General features: G+C 61.9%; 16 protein-coding genes and 2 pseudogenes. 4 read left to right on the top strand and 14 right to left on the bottom strand.

All coding sequences use genetic code 11. The features are described 5' to 3' along the window. Positions 1–785 precede the first annotated feature (785 nt). Complete coding sequence (locus tag OG225_RS33920; RefSeq protein WP_405178879.1) at positions 786–1,787, bottom strand: DUF6973 domain-containing protein; 1,002 nt, start codon at positions 1,785–1,787, stop codon at positions 786–788. Between the two features lie 172 nt (positions 1,788–1,959). Continuing rightward, a complete protein-coding gene (locus OG225_RS33915; protein ID WP_405178878.1) occupies positions 1,960–2,271 on the bottom strand; it encodes a hypothetical protein in 312 nt (103 codons plus the stop codon). Positions 2,272–2,348: 77 nt separating this feature from the next. Between OG225_RS33915 and OG225_RS33910 the strand changes: the two genes are divergently transcribed. The 4 genes and pseudogenes from OG225_RS33910 (at position 2,349) to OG225_RS33895 (ending at position 5,086) form a co-directional block, all read left to right on the top strand. Continuing rightward, positions 2,349–3,395: an IS630 family transposase gene (locus OG225_RS33910; RefSeq protein WP_405178877.1), complete on the top strand. Its 1,047-nt coding sequence runs from the start codon at positions 2,349–2,351 to the stop codon at positions 3,393–3,395. Between the two features lie 25 nt (positions 3,396–3,420). Next, positions 3,421–3,783, top strand: a complete 363-nt coding sequence (locus OG225_RS33905) for a hypothetical protein (protein ID WP_405178876.1) — start codon at positions 3,421–3,423, stop codon at positions 3,781–3,783. Between the two features lie 9 nt (positions 3,784–3,792). Then, a pseudogene (locus tag OG225_RS33900) lies at positions 3,793–4,925 on the top strand (IS701 family transposase). Next, complete coding sequence (locus OG225_RS33895) at positions 4,922–5,086, top strand: hypothetical protein (protein WP_328401500.1); 165 nt, start codon at positions 4,922–4,924, stop codon at positions 5,084–5,086. Before OG225_RS33900 ends, OG225_RS33895 begins: the two are co-directional and overlap by 4 nt. 61 nt (positions 5,087–5,147) lie before the next feature. Here the strand turns inward: OG225_RS33895 and OG225_RS33890 are convergent, their stop codons facing one another. From OG225_RS33890 to OG225_RS33835, 12 genes and pseudogenes are all read right to left on the bottom strand, one after another. Continuing rightward, positions 5,148–6,440, bottom strand: coding sequence for an IS4 family transposase (locus OG225_RS33890; RefSeq protein ID WP_405178875.1), 1,293 nt, complete (start codon positions 6,438–6,440; stop codon positions 5,148–5,150). 181 nt (positions 6,441–6,621) lie between these two features. Next, entirely contained in the window at positions 6,622–6,786 is a 165-nt protein-coding gene (locus OG225_RS33885) for a hypothetical protein (protein WP_405178874.1), read from the bottom strand. Next, positions 6,783–7,304: pseudogene (locus OG225_RS33880) on the bottom strand (IS701 family transposase); the annotation flags it as partial. The pseudogene OG225_RS33880 and the gene OG225_RS33885, both read right to left, overlap by 4 nt. Before the next feature lie 497 nt (positions 7,305–7,801). Continuing rightward, complete coding sequence (gene speD, locus OG225_RS33875) at positions 7,802–8,215, bottom strand: adenosylmethionine decarboxylase (RefSeq protein ID WP_405183462.1); 414 nt, start codon at positions 8,213–8,215, stop codon at positions 7,802–7,804. After that, entirely contained in the window at positions 8,212–8,580 is a 369-nt protein-coding gene (locus OG225_RS33870; protein ID WP_405178873.1) for a nuclear transport factor 2 family protein, read from the bottom strand. Before OG225_RS33870 ends, speD begins: the two co-directional genes overlap by 4 nt. After that, positions 8,573–9,772: a cytochrome P450 gene (locus OG225_RS33865; RefSeq protein ID WP_405178872.1), complete on the bottom strand. Its 1,200-nt coding sequence runs from the start codon at positions 9,770–9,772 to the stop codon at positions 8,573–8,575. Before OG225_RS33865 ends, OG225_RS33870 begins: the two co-directional genes overlap by 8 nt. Further along, entirely contained in the window at positions 9,769–11,211 is a 1,443-nt protein-coding gene (locus OG225_RS33860) for a radical SAM protein (protein WP_405178871.1), read from the bottom strand. Before OG225_RS33860 ends, OG225_RS33865 begins: the two co-directional genes overlap by 4 nt. 93 nt (positions 11,212–11,304) lie before the next feature. Beyond that, a complete protein-coding gene (locus OG225_RS33855) occupies positions 11,305–11,649 on the bottom strand; it encodes a hypothetical protein (protein WP_405178870.1) in 345 nt (114 codons plus the stop codon). A gap of 529 nt (positions 11,650–12,178) precedes the next feature. Continuing rightward, positions 12,179–12,631, bottom strand: a complete 453-nt coding sequence (locus OG225_RS33850; protein WP_405178869.1) for a hypothetical protein — start codon at positions 12,629–12,631, stop codon at positions 12,179–12,181. Then, positions 12,628–14,751: a hypothetical protein gene (locus OG225_RS33845; protein ID WP_405178868.1), complete on the bottom strand. Its 2,124-nt coding sequence runs from the start codon at positions 14,749–14,751 to the stop codon at positions 12,628–12,630. Before OG225_RS33845 ends, OG225_RS33850 begins: the two co-directional genes overlap by 4 nt. Further along, positions 14,748–16,628, bottom strand: coding sequence for a hypothetical protein (locus tag OG225_RS33840; RefSeq protein ID WP_405178867.1), 1,881 nt, complete (start codon positions 16,626–16,628; stop codon positions 14,748–14,750). Before OG225_RS33840 ends, OG225_RS33845 begins: the two co-directional genes overlap by 4 nt. Then, the gene (locus OG225_RS33835) at positions 16,625–18,142 is read right to left on the bottom strand and encodes a hypothetical protein (protein WP_405178866.1); all 1,518 of its coding nucleotides are present in this window, start codon (positions 18,140–18,142) and stop codon (positions 16,625–16,627) included. The genes OG225_RS33840 and OG225_RS33835 overlap by 4 nt, the downstream gene beginning before the upstream one ends. Between the last annotated feature and the right edge of the window lie 67 nt (positions 18,143–18,209).

Below are 18,209 nucleotides of genomic sequence, written 5' to 3'. Positions count from 1 at the left end.
TCGCATCAGGTCAGCACGGTCACGGCGCGACCAGATCGGCCCGGCGCGTGGTACGAAATCTATCCCGCGAGGCCGGCATCGGTGTGATGTATCAATCCGTCTTCGATGGCGTGGTCTGCGTGATCGCGCCGCCACCTACACAAACCCGACCAGGTCGGCACATAAATGAAGTCGGTGGCTCACTACCGACTGCAACGAATTTCGACGAATGGGCGAAGTCGGGCAGGCGATTACGAGAATCCTTCGATCGTTAGATACCAGACTGTCCGTTCGCCCCCCCCGACCTCTTTGACTGCGTGCGACTGAGGGCTTACAAGTGAGCCCGGCTCGGCATGACCCCTTGCTACGCTGTAGCGCGGCATTTTGTCCTCGTATGCGTATATCACCTTTCCTCTACTGAGGAAGACCTGCGTCATGGAATCGGAGTCTGTATTCAGCCCGGACAATTGGACTCCCCGCGTCCCAAGTTTCCTGTTGAGGCTGTCACTGGAGATGGGCGACTCGACACTGAACATCCGATCCCATTCACCAATGGGGACATCAGAAGATGCGATAATGTCGCTTAGCTTAGCAGTTCCCCGTTCTTCCAAGAGGCGCGCAAAAGCCGCCGCCAAGGCGGGATTCTCATCCTGAACCGCAATCTGTTCACCGGCAGCCCAACCACCACACCCCGATACTGAGCCGAATACCGCCGCTAGTGCTGCAGCTAACAACAGACGAGTTCCCGTCCGTCGTTTCTGATTGCGCATCATCATTCCTCAGAATTCGAAACACAATTAATCGGCTTACGGCTTGTTGTTCGGAATCAGCGATCCGGGAAATACTGGCGCGTCGTTGACCATCTTCGAGTCTGCTGCTTCACTGAAACGGACATCTTTGGGCCGAGCAAGGTTCCCATCCTTGTCTATCAGTACACCGTCGCCATTATTGAATGCATCGATGATTTTCTGGGTCATGCTGCCGCCTGGATTCTCGGTTGCAATCCTCCGGCCGAGTTCATTGTTGTACAGGTCCATAGCTTCGCGCGTACTCCGGTTGTCTTCTCTACCTTCATGCTTCGTGGTATATTCCTTCGTCCAATCCTCACCGAACTCCTCGGTCAACATGGCGTTCCAGTAGGCGTGGCGGAAGGCATCTGCATGGTTATCCTGATACTTGTCATCCGCACTGGGGAATAGTTGTTCGGCTCTGGAACTGGCTTCCTCGGATATCTGGTAGACCCGGTACTGTTCCCATGCGCTCAGCTTGTTCAGCATCGCAGCCTCGCTGACAGTGACCTCCTTGACCTCGATGTCCTCACCAGGTTTCACTCTGTTGATCCACTTCATAAAATCGTCACTGGGCCAGGTCGTCATCCCCTGTTGGTCCTTGTTGACCTGGTAAGAATTGAGGATATTCTCAAGCTCAGCGTTCGGAGGAATGGGAACGTCGGCGAACACCTTTATGATCGCCTCACCCGCCGAAGCGGCAGCATCGCCCGCTGCCTGCAACGCCGACTTTATCGCAGCCTCGTGCTGGCGTTGGCCCTGGTCGAGCGCGGCTTTCGCTACCTCGAGCGACTTACCTTCTCCGCCTGCAAGCCAGGCTATAACCTCGGTGGCGTAGCTGACGGTTCCATCCTCGGCGACTGTGTACCTCTCATCCTCGGCGGCCTGAATCGCGTTGACCGCAGCCGATTTGGCAAATCCCAGGAGATGGACAATCGAGGATGTCGAGGTTGCGGCATGACCGAATGCTTCCACTACTTTCGAAAGCGAAGTCTTGGCTTCCTCGCTTTTGACGCGCATTGCGTCGCCAGCGGCACCACGCCAAAGCCCGGAGAGTCGGCGAGTTGCAGATTGATGGTGCCGTACTCGGTGGTGACCGTTTCCTCGGCGCGAGTCCACTCGGCGGCTTGGTCGGTCAAAGCGCCGAAGGCCCATGTACGGACTTCAGTTTTCGTTGGTGGTAGTGCACTCATTAGAGCGGACCTGCTTCTGCCAGCAATGCACCCGTCCCATTCGCCTGCCCTGCTTGCTGGAGGTTGTACTCAATGATGCTTGCCGATGCGGCGTCATTGATCTCCTTGAGTTGCACGGCTACCCCTCGCACACTCAGTCTGGCGCGCACACCGGCCCTCATATAAGCTGCACCCAAGCCTGACCCGGGAAGCGCGGTCTCGATCGCGGCGATGAAGCTCTCTGTAGGCAGAGAATGAAGTGCGTTCTGCGACCCATTCAGGGCGGCAATCATACCTTCGAGCCCAGGCTGATCGACGTACAGCTCGGCCATCAAAATCCTCTCCCCTTAGAATCCCCGATACGTTATTGACATGAAACGGATTGGTTGCGGTTCTTGATGTTTCGGGGGTGGGCGATGATCTCAGGATGGATATGCGCAGGCTTTCCCCGGGGCAGCAGGAGGCGTTGCGGATGCGGGTGATGGGTGCGATGCGCGATGGTATGACCGCTTCGGAGGCGGAGCGGGTGTTCGGGGTGTCGGAAGGGTCGATTCGTAACTGGCGCAATAGGTTGGCCGCTGGTGGTGTGGAGGGTTTGGAGTCGGGGCGGCCGGGCCGGCGTGCGGGTGACGGGGCGAAGCTGACGCCGTCGCAGGCCGAGGCGCTGGTGGAGGCGTTGATCGTGTTCGTTCCGGAGCAGTTGGAACTGGGTGGGTTGTTGTGGACGTTGCGGAAGGTCGCCGAGCTGGCGCGTCGGTTGTTCGGGGTGTCGTTCACCGAGCAGGGGATGGGGAAAGTACTGCGCCGCATGGGTTTCACCTTTCAGCGGCCGGACCGGCGGGCGATCGAGGCGAACCGGGAGGCGATGGCCGAGTGGGTGCGGCGCACGTATCCGGCGCTGGCGGCGCGGGCGAAAGCCGAGGATGCGGTGATCCTGTTCGGTGACCAGGTCGGCGTCCGCTCCGACCAACTGTCGGGGCGCACATGGGGCCGCCGCGGACAGACACCGACCCTCGCGCGGACGGGGAAACGGTTCTGTCTCAACGCGATGTCGACGATCTCCCCGCGCGGTGACCTGCACTTCACCGTCTTCCGGGGCCGGTTCAACGCGAAAGCGTTCCTCGAGTTCCTGACCCGGCTGCTGGGCCAGCACGAGAAGAAGATCCACCTGGTCGTCGACGGCCACCCCGTGCACCGGTCGAAAGCCGTCACCGCCTGGGTCGCCGACCGCGCCGACCGGATCGAACTGCACTTCCTGCCCGCCTACGCCCCGCACCTCAACCCCGACGAACTGGTCAACGCTGACCTCAAACGCACCCTCGCCGACCAGATCATCACCACACCGACCCAGATGGAGACCTCCGTACGCTCGTTCTTCCACCGCGTCCAGAAACTGCCCGGCCGGGTCCGCGGCTACTTCCAGGCCCCACACACCATTTACGCTTCAACCATTTAGTTTCTGGTCAATAACATCGAGCCAGATGCATGCCGTTCGCCAGGCCTTGATGGTCGACCAGGCGACTGTTGGTCGATATGGCGTCGCGGTTGACGTATCCGCCGACGGAACTTTGCAAGCGGTTCGGATCGATGAGAGCGTCACCCCCCACGGCGTCGCACTCGGTAGTCTCATAACGAAACTCGCGCAGGAGGCGCTCGAGCAAGCGCGCGTCATCGTACGTGAGCGTATCGACAACCTCTGCGCCGACCCGCGGATCGCTGCAGCGGTGGAGTCAATCGAAATCGCTTCTGAGCGGCCATATCTCGTGCCGTCCGCCAAGCAGTCAGCTCCTATCCCGGACGATGATCCAATACTGCAACTGCACTCGGGTGGTTCGTGCTGGTAGACCTGTCGAGTGGTGTTGGATCGTGCTGTGGTGGAGTTGGAATCGTTGTTGGCGAGGATCGGGGGCCGGTTCACTCGTGCTGAGCCGCGGGGGCGGGCGGGTGAGTATGTGGCGGGGTTGGTCGCGGGTTTGGAGCGCAAGAACGGGTGGACCCTGGCCGAGCGTGGTGGTGAGCGTGTTCCGGATGGGATGCAGCGGTTGTTGCGTGCCGCGGACTGGGACGTCGACGGGGTTCGTGATGATGTGCGTGATTTCGTCGTGGAGCATCTCGGGGATCCTGAGGCGGTGTTGGCCGGTGACGAGACAGGCTTCTTGAAGAAGGGCGTCAAATCCGCTGGTGTGCAACGGCAGTACTCCGGCACTGCGGGTCGGACGGAGATTGTCAGATCGGTGTGTTCTTGGCGTACGCGTCCCGACACGGGCATGCCCTGATCGACCGTGAGCTCTATATTCCCGAATCGTGGACCGAGGATCGGGCGCGTTGTCGGGAGGGCGGGATTCCTGATGAGGTCGAGTTCGCGACCAAGCCCCGGCAGATGATCGCCATGCTCGAACGCGCGTTGGCCGCGGGAGTGCCGTTTCGGTGGTTCACCGCCGATGAGGCCTACGGTCAGGCCGGTTACCTGCGGGTCTGGTGCGAAGACCGCGATGTTTTCTATGTAATGGCCACCCGTTGCGATCAGCGGTTGAGTACTCGTGCCGATCGTGTCGCGCGTGCCGATGATCTGGTCGGCGAGTTCGGCGACCGTGCCTGGCAGCGACTCTCGGTCGGTGCCGGTGCACACGGCCCCCGTGAATACGACTGGGCGCGCCGCCAGATCGACGGCGTCTGGAAGGCTGGGCGCGGGCACTGGTTACTGGCACGGCGCTCGATCAGCGACCCGACCGAGATCGCCTACTACATCTGCTACGGACCCGCCGGCGCCCGACTGGTCGATCTGGCATGGACCGCCGGGTCGCGCTGGCATGTCGAGGAGGCATTCCAGCAGGCCAAGGGCGAGGCTGGCCTCGATCACTACCAGGTCCGTAAATGGCGTGCCTGGTACGCCCACATCACCTTGTCCATGCTCGCACTGGCCTGGCTCGCTGCTATGAAAACCCTTGCCGCAAAAGGGGAAACAGTGACCTCGACGAGGGCATGATCGCACTCACACTACCCGAGATCCGACGCCTGCTCATCGCGTTCGTCCTCACCCCGCTACACGCCGCCGACCACATCTGGGCCTGGTCACGCTGGCGACGACGCCGACAACACCAAGCCCGTCTATCGCACTACCGCCGACGCGGACACCCACTCACCTGACTCCCGAGTGCAGTTGCAGTACTAACCGCAAGGCCGCGCAGTTTAGGTTCCTGTCCGGTTGTCAACCGGGCAGGATATGGACGCTGATCTGGGTTTTATAGATGTTGCGGTCGATGTCGCCTTTGGCGCGGTGTTTGGAGATGGCGCGTTTGACGACTCGGGGGCTGGAGCGTTGGCGTCGTGGTGGCAGCGGGCTGGACAGGACCGCGCGGCCGATGGCGCCGATCAGGTCGATCGTGGTGGTGGCGAGGACTCCGGCGGCCAGGATGAGCTGATCACGGGCGGTGTGTACGGCGATGGTGAAACTGCCGCGGTCGGGGCGCAAGCCCGGGGCGGCCAGCGCGGTGTCGGCGATGGCGGTGCGCAGTGCTTGGTAGGTGATCAGCAGGGCGTAGACCTCTTGCGTGACCCCGGCCGGGGTGCGGGCGCGCAGCACCCGCCCACCGAGAATGGTCGATTTCAGTTCGAAATAACTGGTTTCGATCTCCCAACGCTGATGATAGAGATCCACCAATTCTCGTGCGGGATAACGCTTGTCGTCGGTCAGAGTAGTGATCAACCGGTACCGCTCGACCCGGCGTGGCCCGCCGGCGCAGCTGACGGCGATCTCGGCGTCGATCACCCGCACCGTCACCGCGCCGGCGCGGGTCAGCCACGACCCGTCACCCAACCGCGCGATCGCGGGGACACACCGGTTGAGTTTCGCGCGGATCAGCAGCTCCGCTCCGGTGTCGGAGATCCGCTCGATCAACGCCGTGACCGCGAAGTTCCTGTCGGCCAATAACAGCATGCCGGGGCGCAGGCATCCCAGAAACCGCGGCGCGTACGCCGTTTCCGCGATCCGCAACGGCCCGAACACGACATCCACGACGGTGCGGGAGCCACACGCCACCACCGCCAACATCCGCAACATCGGGTATCCGGCTCGGGCGTGACCACCGCCGTGGCGACCGTAGGCGGCCACATTGGCAGGACTGTCGGGCACGAACACGCTGGTGCCGTCGATCGCGCACACCAGCAGCCCCCGCCACCGCACCGCCCCGGCGTCAGGACCGGCGACCAGGTCGAACAACGCGGCCAATGGTTTGACCCCGACTCGGCGCAACGCTTGGGACAACGCCGAGGAACCCGGGCACGCGAGCGATCCACTGGGCAGTCCCGCGCACAACCGCGCCCACACCTGCCGATACCCGATACCGGAGAACAACGCCCCGGCCAGCAACAGATACACCACCACCCGCGACGGCAACAACCGCACGCGCGACCCCACCGCACCGGAGGTCTCCAGCGCCGCGTCGACAAGGTCGAACGACACGATCCGGGTCAGTTCCCCCAGATGCCCCGGCGCGAACACCCCCTCCGCTACCAGCGAACAACGATCAATGACACACTGAACCGACAGCGGGACTCCTCGGACGAGCGGATTGTCTTGGCGGACAACACCTCTCTACCAGCAGTTCCGCTGTCCTCGTTCACCACCCCACCCCGCTTGACACACCGAGCCCAACCCTTAATACTGCAACGGCACTCGGCGCTCAGGTAAGTGGATGTCCGCGTCGCCGGTAGTGGCTGAGGCGGGCTTGGTGCTGGCGTCGTCGTCGCCAGGTCGACCATGACCAGATGTGATCGGCGGCATGGCGTGGGGTGAGGACGAACGCGATGAGCAGGCGGCGGATCTCCGGTAGCGTGAGAGCGATCATGCCCTCGTCGAGGTCACTGGTTCCCCTTTTGCAGCAAGGGTTTTCGACGCGGCGAGCCATGCCAGGGCGAGCATCGACAGGGTGATGTGGGCGTGCCAGGCCCGCCAGCTGCGGACTTGGTAGTGATCGAGTCCGGCTTCCCCTTTGGCCTGCTGGAACGCCTCTTCCACATGCCAGCGTGACCCGGCCGTCCAGGCCAGATCGACCAGCCGGGCGGTGGCGGGGCCGTAACAGATGTAGTAGGCGATCTCGAGTTCGCCTCTGCTGTTGGGTGTGAGCGAACGTCGCGCCAGCAGCCAGTGTCCTCGCCCGGCGGCCCAGGTGCCCTCGATTTGGCGGCGCGCCCAGTCGTATTCGCGCGGTCCGTGCGCGCCGGCGCCGACCGAGAGCCGCTGCCAGGTGCGGCCGCCGAACTCGGCGACCAGATCATCGGCGCGCGCGACACGGTCGGCGCGGGTGGCCATCTGGTGGTCGCAGCGGGTGGCCATCACGTAGAACACGTCGTGGTCTTCGCACCAGTCCTTCTCCCGCCGGTGCTGCTTTGTTGCAATTGACGGCAATTCTGTGGTGTGCATGGGGTATTGCTGGTAAGTGACCAAGTGTCGAGCACGTGCACCGTTCTTCGCCGCCCCCGGGTCGCCGCATCAGGGCCGGGAACGTTATCGCCGGATTTCTCAGATCTGTCCCGACACCCGGATCGATCAAGGCAAGGACTTCCTCTCGCACACGGTCAGCGAAGCGATGGGCGCGTTCGCCGTGCGGGTGATGCATCTAACCGGGCGACACCCCGCATCGCCTCGGTAAAAACCTGCTGGCCCCGGAAAAAGGCACCCCATCAGAAATGTCCGCATCACCGGCCGCCTTAGATACGTGCTCAGGCCAAGACCATCGGCTCCCGTAAGTCGGTGCTCCTCCTCCGACGACCATATAAAGGTGGTACTACCACATAAGCGGCCAGCGTAGCTGAGACCGGGGGCCCTGTGCATGTTTTCGCGCTTTTTCTACCGGGACCCAATTACTGCGCTGGAATCGAAACGATCCGTCGATCCTGCCCATGGATCCTGAGTAAGCTGACTTCCCCAACCAAACCTCGACTGACCCAAAGCACCTCAGTTACTTGAGCTTTGAGCCGCCGAGCTGTCTCCTGCGCTGCTATATCCGGGCGTCCCTCACCGCAAGTGAAAAAGTCGAAGGAGGCGTATCCGTGCTCGGGCCAGGTATGTACAGCGATGTGTGATTCCTCTATGACCACCACGCCTGTGACTCCCTGAGGCTCGAATCGGCGGATCATCTCCGCGACAATCGTGGTTCCCGCCGCGGCCGCCGCAGCCCGCAGAATCTCAAGGATGGCTGCTGGGTCGTTAAGAAGCCCCGGATCGCAGCCTGCCAATTCAGCTATCAAGTGATTGCCATATGGTGTCGTCGTCACGGCTGGCTCGCCATCAGCGTTCTCCTCCACTCTGGTACGGGGAAGGGGTCTGGCCAGAATTCTCGCAGATTGAGAATCTTTCCACTGCGCACGACGAAGAAGCTCACCGCCCGGTCAGTTCTGTTGCCAATATCGACGTCCACCTCTGTCACGACATTTTCCACACTAAGGACGAAACTGACGATCCGCACGTGCCAATCACCAGGATATGCGCGATTCACCCTGATGAAGCCGTCGACGTCGAACTTCTCGCCACTTTGAGGCCAGAACGCGCGAAACTCACCATCAAGGCAACTTCGCAGTCTTTCCCAATCCCGAGCCTCCATCGCTGCCCAAAACTGTGTGACTACTTGCTTTTCATTCATTCCGCAGTCCCATGTGTTCAACTGTTATGGGCCAACGACGGAGCGTTGCTGGCATACACTTAAGGCCGCGGCCAGCAACTCCGTGATCGGGCTCCAAAGTCTCTGATATAGGCTGGATCCAGCTACCTGCTGCGGCGGCGATCTGGAGGAAATCTGCTATAGTGCGCACCGCGAAGCTCCGCCCCGGGCAGGAGGATTCGCCGAGACCGAATGTGATGACAGGACTAGTCGAGCGGTCAATCAGGAATTCATCCGGGCGGTCGAATATGTCTGGATCACGGTTCGCTGCGCCCAAATGGATGAACACTCGATCACCTGGCCGGATCGTGGCATCACGGACCTTCAGGCGGTCGATTGCTACGCGACCAACCATCTGGACTGGGGCATCAAATCTCATGCTCTCCAAAGCCATTTTCATCGCCCACCCCCGGCTCGCGGTCAGTCGACCGTTTGACTGTTCATTAATCGGCCAATGGAGGAAAATGGTTGCAAGAGCGAAGGCGGGACTCTCATGACCAGCGACGAGCCACTGTAGAAAATTGGAGATCAATCTGTGACGCTGATCTTCCATGACATGACTAGTTTCGATGCGTGACGCCGCAATGGTGTACAGGACCGTCAAAGCGTGGACAGATTCGAGCATTCCCATCATATCGGCAAGCTTTCCGTCCAAAAAGCGGACGCATCGCATGATCAGCGGATATATACTCAAGCGGTCGGTTTCACTGATCCCCAACCGTTCACATATCATTCGTGATACGAATGGCTGAAGCATCTCGCTGTACGCATCGAAGACATGGTCTCCGCGTGGAGCTGCTGCGAGTGTGTCAGTCAGCTGAGAGACATGGCAAGGAGAGCCGTGGACATCCATGTCCGTGAGGGGTTGCGGCATTTCCCGCCGCAGCTCGGCCGCATCCGGTGAATCGTCGAACATTGTTTGAGCTAACAAGATTGAATCTGCGAAGTCGATTAGCCCTTCCGCTCCAGATATTCGCGGCAAACGAAGCCGCTGGCGCCCGAGTGCGGGACTCCGAAGGAAGCTAGAACATTCCGGGTGGCCAGTGACAATCCAGCCCTCGAGTTGCTCATCCCAGAAGACATGACTGTCGCCGCCAAGTTCGATCAGCGCAGCATAGAAGCCTTTTGGGTTGCGGGGATAGGCTGCTAGGCATGATTTGATAGTGCCGCTCATGGCACCGTGAGGACGGGGTCGATAATAAGGGGTTCAATATCCCGTCGCGAATCTCTTAGCCCAGTCCTCACTATCTCGCGAATGGCCCGTTGCTCCTCGATCGGCTGCAGGTAGTACATGACCGATGTGTACCACTCCCAACCCAGTCTGGTAAGTGAAATCGTGTTCTTGCCGCTTTCGACTAGCCCGTGCCTTTCAAGCTCGGCAAGACGAAGCTGAATCAACTCCGGCACGCGGCGCCAGTCGATATCTTCGCGGTCGGCACTTCCGTGATAGGGCAACGCAAGCGCGAGTGGTCGACATGCGTCGATCTCGCTGCCGTGCTCGTTGACGCGGACGCTCAGCTGCCCGTCCATCATCTGTCGAACATACTGCTCTCGCCCACTGGGATTGAAGACCACAAACTTGTCAAACGATGACACTGCGTTCGTGCCGAATCCCAAGAGGTCGAAACCGGGATAGCCAAGAACGTGCTCGTGATACACGAAAGAATATGTGTCGGTCACCACTGGATCTCGCGCAACTTCGCCGGCATCGCACCGGACGTATCCGTGACCATTATGAGGAAGGTAGCCGCCTTCTCGCATAACCTCACGAACAAGTAAGTTCATATAGAACTTCGTCAGCCCCGATGTAGGCGCAGCACCGATTTCACGGAAGGCTCGATGGAGTCTCGGCTGCGTCATAAGGTTGTTGATTGGGTAACAGTCGATGTTTGGGACCCCGAGCTCCAGTACACCCTGCAGGTCGTCGAAAAGTTCCTCTTCGCTTTGTCCGTTCATGCCGTAGAGTAAGTCGCACGACACATGAGGAAATGCGGATCCCAGAAGATGCGCAGCGCTTCGGACTTGATTCTCAGTAGCGGTCAAGGAGAAAAGCTCCCTGTACTTCGGCGATAACGTCTGAAGGCCAAAACGTGCGTGAGTCACTCCAATATCTAGCAGTGATTCGATAAGATCGGCATTCACGCTCTTGACCTCGAACTCGAATGAGAACTCTCGCAGCATCGAGAGGTCGAAGCAGGAAGAGAGCGCCTCGCCGATGCGCTGCACGTGTCGAGGGCTGAGAAGTGAAGGTGTTCCACCTCCAAAGAAGATCGCCCCGACGGGACTATCAGTCAGGCCCCTATATTTGCTCTTTAACTCTATCTCCCGCAGCAGGGCATCAACATAGACATCTATTAGCGAACTGTCGCGGAACTTCCCACGCACGAAGGGGCAGAAACTGCATATTGTCTCACAGAAGGGCACATGGAAATAGAGGGCACGGCTGCGGGACTTCGCTATCTCGTCGAAAACGCCGACAGCGTTGCTGCCGGCGTATCGTCCACTCGGCTTTCCCGCGAGGGGGTAGATCCAATTGTAGATCGGAAGGAATGAATCGAACTTCAGGACCTCGTGCCCAGTAAGTTGCATCAAAACTCCTACCAGATGATCCATGGGGATGCCAATGCGGCGCCGCAATTATCCGGCGATATCTTCATGCAATTACCAGGAGACCGGCGCCGTAGCTATCCGGCTACATCTGGGGAATTACCAGGCGACGAATGTTGCGCTCAAATTCCCTGACTTCTCGAATCCTTCGATGCCCTTCGCGAGCCCCTGTAAACCCTTCGTCCATTCCCTCGGATTGTCGGCTTCGCCAACAAGATTGGCGCCCAACGCGGAATACACGGATGCGATTCGGCTAGATGCGGCCTCGTCGTTGCGGCCGAGCCGCTCAAGAGCGAAGGAGCGTGACGCATGGAGATGTGGATCTGTTGGATTGGACCGCAGGAGCTTGTCGAAAGTCTTCAATGCGTCCTCATCCTCGCCCTGCTCTTGGGCGATGCGCGCTTTCAGAAAAGACTTCCATTCACTCACAGAAAGATTGCTCATCCGAATTCACCCCGATCTGAGTCTTCGGTTGGAAACCGCTATCTCGGCTGGGATGCCGCTCATCGAGCGTATCAGCGGGTAGGCAAAGTGGCAAGGACACCGACTGACACGCTTCGATTTATTGTCCAAGGCTAACCAATACCCGAAGCGCATTAGCTCTGTCCGTGTAAGAAGGGTCTCGCCATATCCATCGCAATCGAGCCAAGGTGAATTGCCCTGGGTTTGGTGCGGATTGGTGCAAATTCCGTTAGTAGCGCATTATTTGGAGGTAATTGGCTGAACTGCGTTGGTCAACCTGTTGTGGTGGACAAGCTTTCGCGGCGGTTGGTGCCGGATGAGTTGGGGGAGTTTGCCGAACCGCTGATCCCGAAGTTCGGCGCGCGTCCTCATGCTCTCGGATACCACCCACAAGACAACCACCCGGGCTGCTGCCCAGGTCACCGCCACCTGGGCTCGCTACGCCGTAGGCCCCTGCTGCGGTCACCATCAGGCTGGACTGCACCAACTGACGACAATCGATGGTCCAGTGTCATTTCTCGCCGGTCCCGGAGGCGGTCCGACGACCGCTGACCGAATGGTGTTCGCGCTGGTGTCGGTTGAGGACGGCCACGTTCGCAGGCGCTGTGGTGTGCAGGTGCGCGTTCTCGGTGGCGAGTTCGTGGATCAGCTGGGCGTAGACGGCGATCTGCCGTTCCAGGTCGGCTTTCTCGGCGCGCAGTTGTTCGTTGCGGGTGGTGAGGTCGATGACGCGGGCTTGCAGATGCTGGTAGGCGGCGGGCACGCCGTTGGCCTGGGTTCGTCGTGCGTGGAACTCCTCGCGCAGGTCGGTGTGCTTGTGGGTCAGAACCCAGCGTTTGACGCCAGCTTCTGCGGCTAGTTGCAGCACGGTCAAGGCGCCGGTGGAGTTCGTCGGCGTGCCTGCGAGAAGGCGGTTCATGGCAGCCCGGATTGCCTCGCGCTCGTCGCCCTCGGCCGCATTCACCTGCTGCTCCTATGGTCGGCGATGATTTTCTCGATGCGGTCTAGCTCGTGACGTTCTCGTAGGGCGCGGATCGGTGGTGCGAGCGTGTCGGCGACGACGAGACGCAGCTGGTTGGCTTGATCGTCTAGTCCGGCGATGTCGCGGTCGGTTCGGGCGATGTTGGCGCACGTGGGTCGGCAGTCGTTGACGTCGGGAGTTCGACGGGTGCCCTGGTCGTCACCCGCAAGCCGACAGGCAGCTTTCGCGGGATCAAGGACACAGGTCATCGCATAGCCTTGGTAAATCTGAAGATCGGGGTTCGCCAGCAGCGTCGCCGCGTCACGGGAGTTGTGTAGCACCCTGCCCGCGAAGCGGGTGGCGGACTCCACTCGCTGGTGGTAGAGATCGGCGGCCGGCCCAGATACGTGCTCGCCCTCGATCAGTCGTTGATGGGCATCGGCGAGGATATCCAGCCGTGTGAGCCATTCCTCGAACACGAGGTCGTCGGGGAATCCGGAGTCGTAGCTGCCAGCGTATCCGAGAGTCATTCCGGTGCGGACATGTCCATACTGGATCGCAGCCGCAACCAGGCCTCGGGGGCGCCTGACGATGAACCAGGCCAACGTGCGGCGCAGTCTGCTGGTGCTGATGTTGGCCTTGACCGTGTCCGGCGGGATCGGGTCGGGTCGGCCGTGCTCTGCGCAGTAGCGATTGACCCAGTCGATGAATTGGGCGATGTCCTGGGTGAGCAGCGAGTCGCCGCGGGCGGCGTCGGCTGTCCTGGCTCTGAGCCTGCCTGGTGAGGCGTGGCCGTTGACCGCCATCGTGTTGGGGAACAGCAGTGGTGAGGCGTGCAGCCTGCCCACGACCTCGACAGCGGTGGCGACCGGTTCCGCTACCACCCACGGGTCCACGCGATGTTCGCCGTCGGGCGCGGGGACGCCTTTGAAATGCTTGCCGCGCAGCAGGATCAGGCCGGTGGCCGGGTCGCGGTCGATGCAGCCGCGTTCCAGGTTCAACGTCTCGCCGGGTCTTTGCCCGGACAGGTAGGCGATGACGATGAAGCAGGCAGTCGCCAGGTGACGGGCCAGCACGGGAGCATCGGTGTAGCGGATCGAGCGCGCCTGCCATGGCCGACCGTCGAGGGTGGCGGTCGTGGCCGCGAACAGATATGTGTCGTCTTCGACCGGGATCTGGCCGTGTTCGGCGAAGATGGCGGCGATGGCCTTGGTCGAGAATTGGACTCCGGTCCGCGCGCTGAGGATGTAGGTGTTCGCGATCAGCCGACCGTCGGGTGCACGATTTCCTGGCAGGGCGAGCCCACGCCTGCGGTACTCGTCCAGATGCGCCACCATCACTTGTCTCGCCTCGCCGGGGCGGCGCCGCTGACGGAGTTGATCTTTCGGCAGTCGATTCCGCTGAGTGTGGTGTGCGGCCCTCGACAGCTCCAGGTATTCTGTGAACGCCGCTGTGATGTCGTCGGCGAGGTCCTCGATGAATCTCAGGGACCATGCCAGCAGCGCGGTCATAGTGTCGGGATGCACACGCGGCGTGCGGTTTTCCCCATCCTCGCGCGACTGGCCGAGAACGTCGCGGAGGCGGTCGCCGTTCCACGGTGGAGGCTGTGGCAATCGGTCGGCCGAGCCGAGCCGCTCGCGCACCGACCAGGCCCGCACGACGGCCGCCAGCAGGTCTTCACGTTGGCCATGGGATATTTCCGCCGCGCGAACGTCGACGGCATAGGCGTCCAGGTGAGCGGCGGTGACTTCCGCGAAGCGGGTGATCTCGCGGGAATTGAGCCACTGAGTGAAACTTCGCAGAAATCGTGTGATGGCTTGGACGCTGGACACCGACAGCGGCCCAGCTCGGAACCGGTGGTCTGCGGCTTGGCCAGGCTCGGCGTTGAGCAGCAACCACGCGATCTGCTTGACTGGCAGCCTGAAGTCGTGCGGCACCTCGGCGAAATCGACGGCCAGGGCTGAACTGTGGCGTTGCAGCAACGCCGGGCTCAGATCCCATCGGTCCTGACCGAACCGTGACAGGACTTCGCGGTCGGCTCCGGGACGTAGCGACCGGTTGAAAAGCACCAACGTGTCAGGTCCGGGTAGGTCATCGCTGGCGGAAGTCAGCGCAAGGGTCACGTCAGATCCATTCCACGGGTGAGAAATCGGTCGACGAGAAGCTGGTCGAAGCGCGAAGCATTCGTGCGGGCATCGGCGACGGCCACACCGGAGTGCTGGTCCAGCAGGTCCGCGAGCCGAGCCACCGGTTCAGCGAAACGTTGTGCCCACTTCAGCGGCGTCATCTCGGCCTTGCGCGTGATCAAGGCGTCGTGAACGAGGACCTGCGCGGGCAGGTGCGTCGGCGTCGCCCGCGCGCACGGACACCCCAGGCACATGAGAAATGAAGCCTGACAGGGTTTTCCGGCTGCCGAGTGCGGACTGTTGAGGTTGTCGGTGCACGCGGCTAGCACCGTGTCCAGTCTGCCGTCGACCAGCTCGGTCAATGTTTGCGTGGAGACGCCGAACTGCGCGGCCACGGCTGCTGGCTCGGTGCTGGCCCGCGCGATGTCGTCGTCGGAGAGGACGGGAATTACGGTTGTTACCCGAGCTTTCGCGACCTGTTCGTCGAGTACGTCGGCGACAACGCGTTGGTATTCGGTGAGATTGCCGCGGTTGCGCGCCAAGTACTCGTTGACCAGCGTGGTCGCAGTGTGGGCGACCGGCCGCTGATACCGCTCCAGGAACGTCAGGCGCAGTCGCCGAGACCGCACCCGAATCTTCCCCGGCGCACCCGTTTCAGGATCGACCTCGTCGGCGGGCAACTGCGCCTGGCCGCCCCAGAACAGCAGGATCGACTTGGGGACTTGTACGCGGAACCCGGCCATGTCCGCGCCCCTGCCGTTGCCTCGGTGGGTAAAGGCCACGTAGAGGCTGTCGCTGCCAGTTCTGAGTCTGGCGCGATGCCCCAACTCGAGCAGCAACGTGTAGAGCCCGAAGGGCGTGGTGAGGTCGTCGCGACCAGACGGGCGTTCACCGTCGGGGGTGAGATCTTGCAACGGCACGGTCATCGCTGCCCGGTGCGGTCCTCGGCGGGGTTTGAGCCAGTCGACGAGGACCGTTGCTGGACCGCCGGCCTCGGCGTCGGGGCGGTGGTGCTGAACGGTCGCCGCGCGGACGGTGCCGAGGTTGTGTCCGGTCAAACCGATCATCAACGCCACAGCAGCGCCGATCTCCATGTAGGTCGGATACAGATGGGCCATGATGGTCGGGCTGCCGCCGTGACGACCCACGACGATCGCGGCCGACCGCTTCTTCCCGTTCGGCCGCACCGCACTGACGCGGGGAACATCGCCCTCGCGGTCAACATGATCCAACAGCCACCCCAACTCCCATTCGATGGGATCGGTCGACTGATCAACCCCACCGTCACGCCACTGCTCCAGCAAGCGATTCGCCGACCGTATTCGGGTCGCTGCGGCCCGCAGTTCGGTGCGAGCGCGACCAAGGATGCGGTTGAACTCCGCTTCGCTGTAGCTGGTTTCGGATGCATCATTCTTTGCGACCCTCGCCGCGGACAGTCGGGCGGCGAACTCGGCGGGAACATCGGTGGCGTAGCGCAGAACCGAACGCATCGTTGCCAGATCTCGATGCAACGTTGTGCCGACGCCGCCAGACAGGATGTAGCCGTCCAGGTGGACAGCCCGCAGAGCGCTCGGCGACGTCGGCGGATTGTCGAGATCTGCGAGGTAGCGGGTGAACCGCAAGAACATCGACACGATGTCCCACGCGGACGCGGCCGTTCGGCGCGGACCGGACGGCCCGGTAGCGCCCTGAGCGGCTGCGGCAATCCACTCGCGCAGTTCTGCCGAGACCGGCAACGGCATGAAGTCCAGGTCCAACTGGTTGCCGCCGCTCTCCGGGAAGACGCGGACTCTGCATTCGTCCTCGCCGACAAAGAGCCGTTGCGGCGGCCTGTATCCGCCGGCAGGGTGCGCTGCGGCCCTGCCGCGGCTCACGCGCCGACCTCCATGGGGCGGGAAATGACCTGCGGGTGGCGGGCGAACATCTCGACCATCAACGCCGACATCGCCGCCCCCTGAGCGTGTCCGATCAGAACCGACACATCCAAGTCGCGGAACGGCTCTAGATACACAGTCATCGTCACCGCAACGTCCGCGTGGCCTAGCAACGTCTTCACCAAATACCAGGTGTCGCCGAACTGTGCCCGAAAGTCCCGCAGCTCCTCCTCGCCCAGGTGAGCGAAACGCTGTTCGTAGATAAGCCTGCCCACCGAGAACCAGCGCAGCGCGAACGAATGCCGCAGCATATGCGGTGTCGCCGACACCGACCTCAACCCGATGCGGGCGAGCCGCTGGTTGGCCTCGGTGAACGTGTGCTCCCACCCGGTTGTTCGGCGCGGCAGCCCATCTTCGTTGAGCCACAAGGAGACAGGCTCCAAGCCCGCCGGGGTCTGCCGGAAGATACGCGCCCGAGTGACGTCGTCGAGCGCATCCAACGACGCCTCAGCCACGGACCCATCGTCTGCTCGGAGCCGGACACGGCGATTGCGATCCTGACCCACCATCAGCAGGCGGCCAGAGACCCGGTCGTAGAGACCCTTCGCCCGAGCGTTGCGAACTGCGGCGGCACGGCCGGACTCGACGTAGGACAGCACGTCGGCCAAGACCGAGCGAGGCATCCAGTATCGGCGCCCTCGACCTCCCTTGCCGCACGCCGACGCCAGGCGGCAGGTGTAGTAACCGCGAGAGCTGTCTTCGATCGGAAGCTCGACCGTCAGAACGGTTGCCCATTCCGACACCCGCAACCCGGTGCCGTACAAGCCATCGGCAAACGCGCAGTCGCGCTGTGTGTTTCGGCCGCGCCAGCCGCGCATTGCACGTCCGTCGCGGTCCAATCCGCGCAGGCCGACATCGCGCCAGCATTCGTAGCCGCCGGGATCGAGCCACTTCACGTCGTGATCGCGGACCACGTGGGGCATCGCCGCGAACGGCTCGCCCCGAACTGGCCCGCGCCGACTCGTGGCAACCTCGCGTCGATCGACAGGATTGGGCACGTTAAACCGCGGCTGCGCCCACTCGTAGAAGGCGTTGATCGCCTGGATGTTGTCGCCCACCGACGAACCGGCGACCCGCATTGGGTTGGCCTCATCGGTCATGCGCCAGAACTTGAACGCATCCACATCCTCGGGCGCCACGTCACGCCAGGCTCGACCGACGGCATCGAGATATCCGAGCCATACGCACAGTCCTCGCGCATATTTCTCTCGCGTGCTGGGCTGGCGATTGCGCATACGGCGCGACGCGAAGAAAGCATTGACCTCGACAAAGACTCGACCGTCGGTGTTGATCAGGAACTCTTGACCGTCGACGGTGCCGTTCCTGGCAAGTAGCGCAGCTACGTTCAGGCCGCCGGGTAGGTCGAGCCGGGCCGCGGCACCAGGCAAGTCGACACAGCACCTTTGCAGCCGCCACACACCAGGCAACGTCGCGGGATAGTCGTCAGATCGCACGAGAGGCAATGCTCGCAGGGCAACCCCCACCGAGATGTGCACTCGCCGATCATCGGCCCAGCAACAA

Source organism: Nocardia sp. NBC_01377 (genome assembly GCF_045040005.1).
GTDB classification, from domain to species: Bacteria; Actinomycetota; Actinomycetes; order Mycobacteriales; family Mycobacteriaceae; genus Nocardia; species Nocardia noduli.
Note: the sequence above shows the minus strand (reverse complement) of the source record. Positions and strands in the feature narration are given on the sequence as shown.

Bases quoted from the DNA above. Each gene is read 5' to 3' on its own strand.
- OG225_RS33920 (WP_405178879.1), bottom strand. From the start codon at position 1,787: ATGCGCGTCAAAAGCGAGGAAGCCAAGACTTCGCTTTCGAAAGTAGTG.
- OG225_RS33865 (WP_405178872.1), bottom strand. From the start codon at position 9,772: ATGAGCGGCACTATCAAATCATGCCTAGCAGCCTATCCCCGCAACCCA.
- OG225_RS33905 (WP_405178876.1), top strand. From the start codon at position 3,421: ATGCATGCCGTTCGCCAGGCCTTGATGGTCGACCAGGCGACTGTTGGT.
- OG225_RS33915 (WP_405178878.1), bottom strand. From the start codon at position 2,271: ATGGCCGAGCTGTACGTCGATCAGCCTGGGCTCGAAGGTATGATTGCC.
- OG225_RS33870 (WP_405178873.1), bottom strand. From the start codon at position 8,580: ATGAATGAAAAGCAAGTAGTCACACAGTTTTGGGCAGCGATGGAGGCT.
- OG225_RS33885 (WP_405178874.1), bottom strand. From the start codon at position 6,786: ATGATCGCTCTCACGCTACCGGAGATCCGCCGCCTGCTCATCGCGTTC.
- OG225_RS33895 (WP_328401500.1), top strand. From the start codon at position 4,922: ATGATCGCACTCACACTACCCGAGATCCGACGCCTGCTCATCGCGTTC.
- OG225_RS33855 (WP_405178870.1), bottom strand. From the start codon at position 11,649: ATGAGCAATCTTTCTGTGAGTGAATGGAAGTCTTTTCTGAAAGCGCGC.
- OG225_RS33860 (WP_405178871.1), bottom strand. From the start codon at position 11,211: ATGGATCATCTGGTAGGAGTTTTGATGCAACTTACTGGGCACGAGGTC.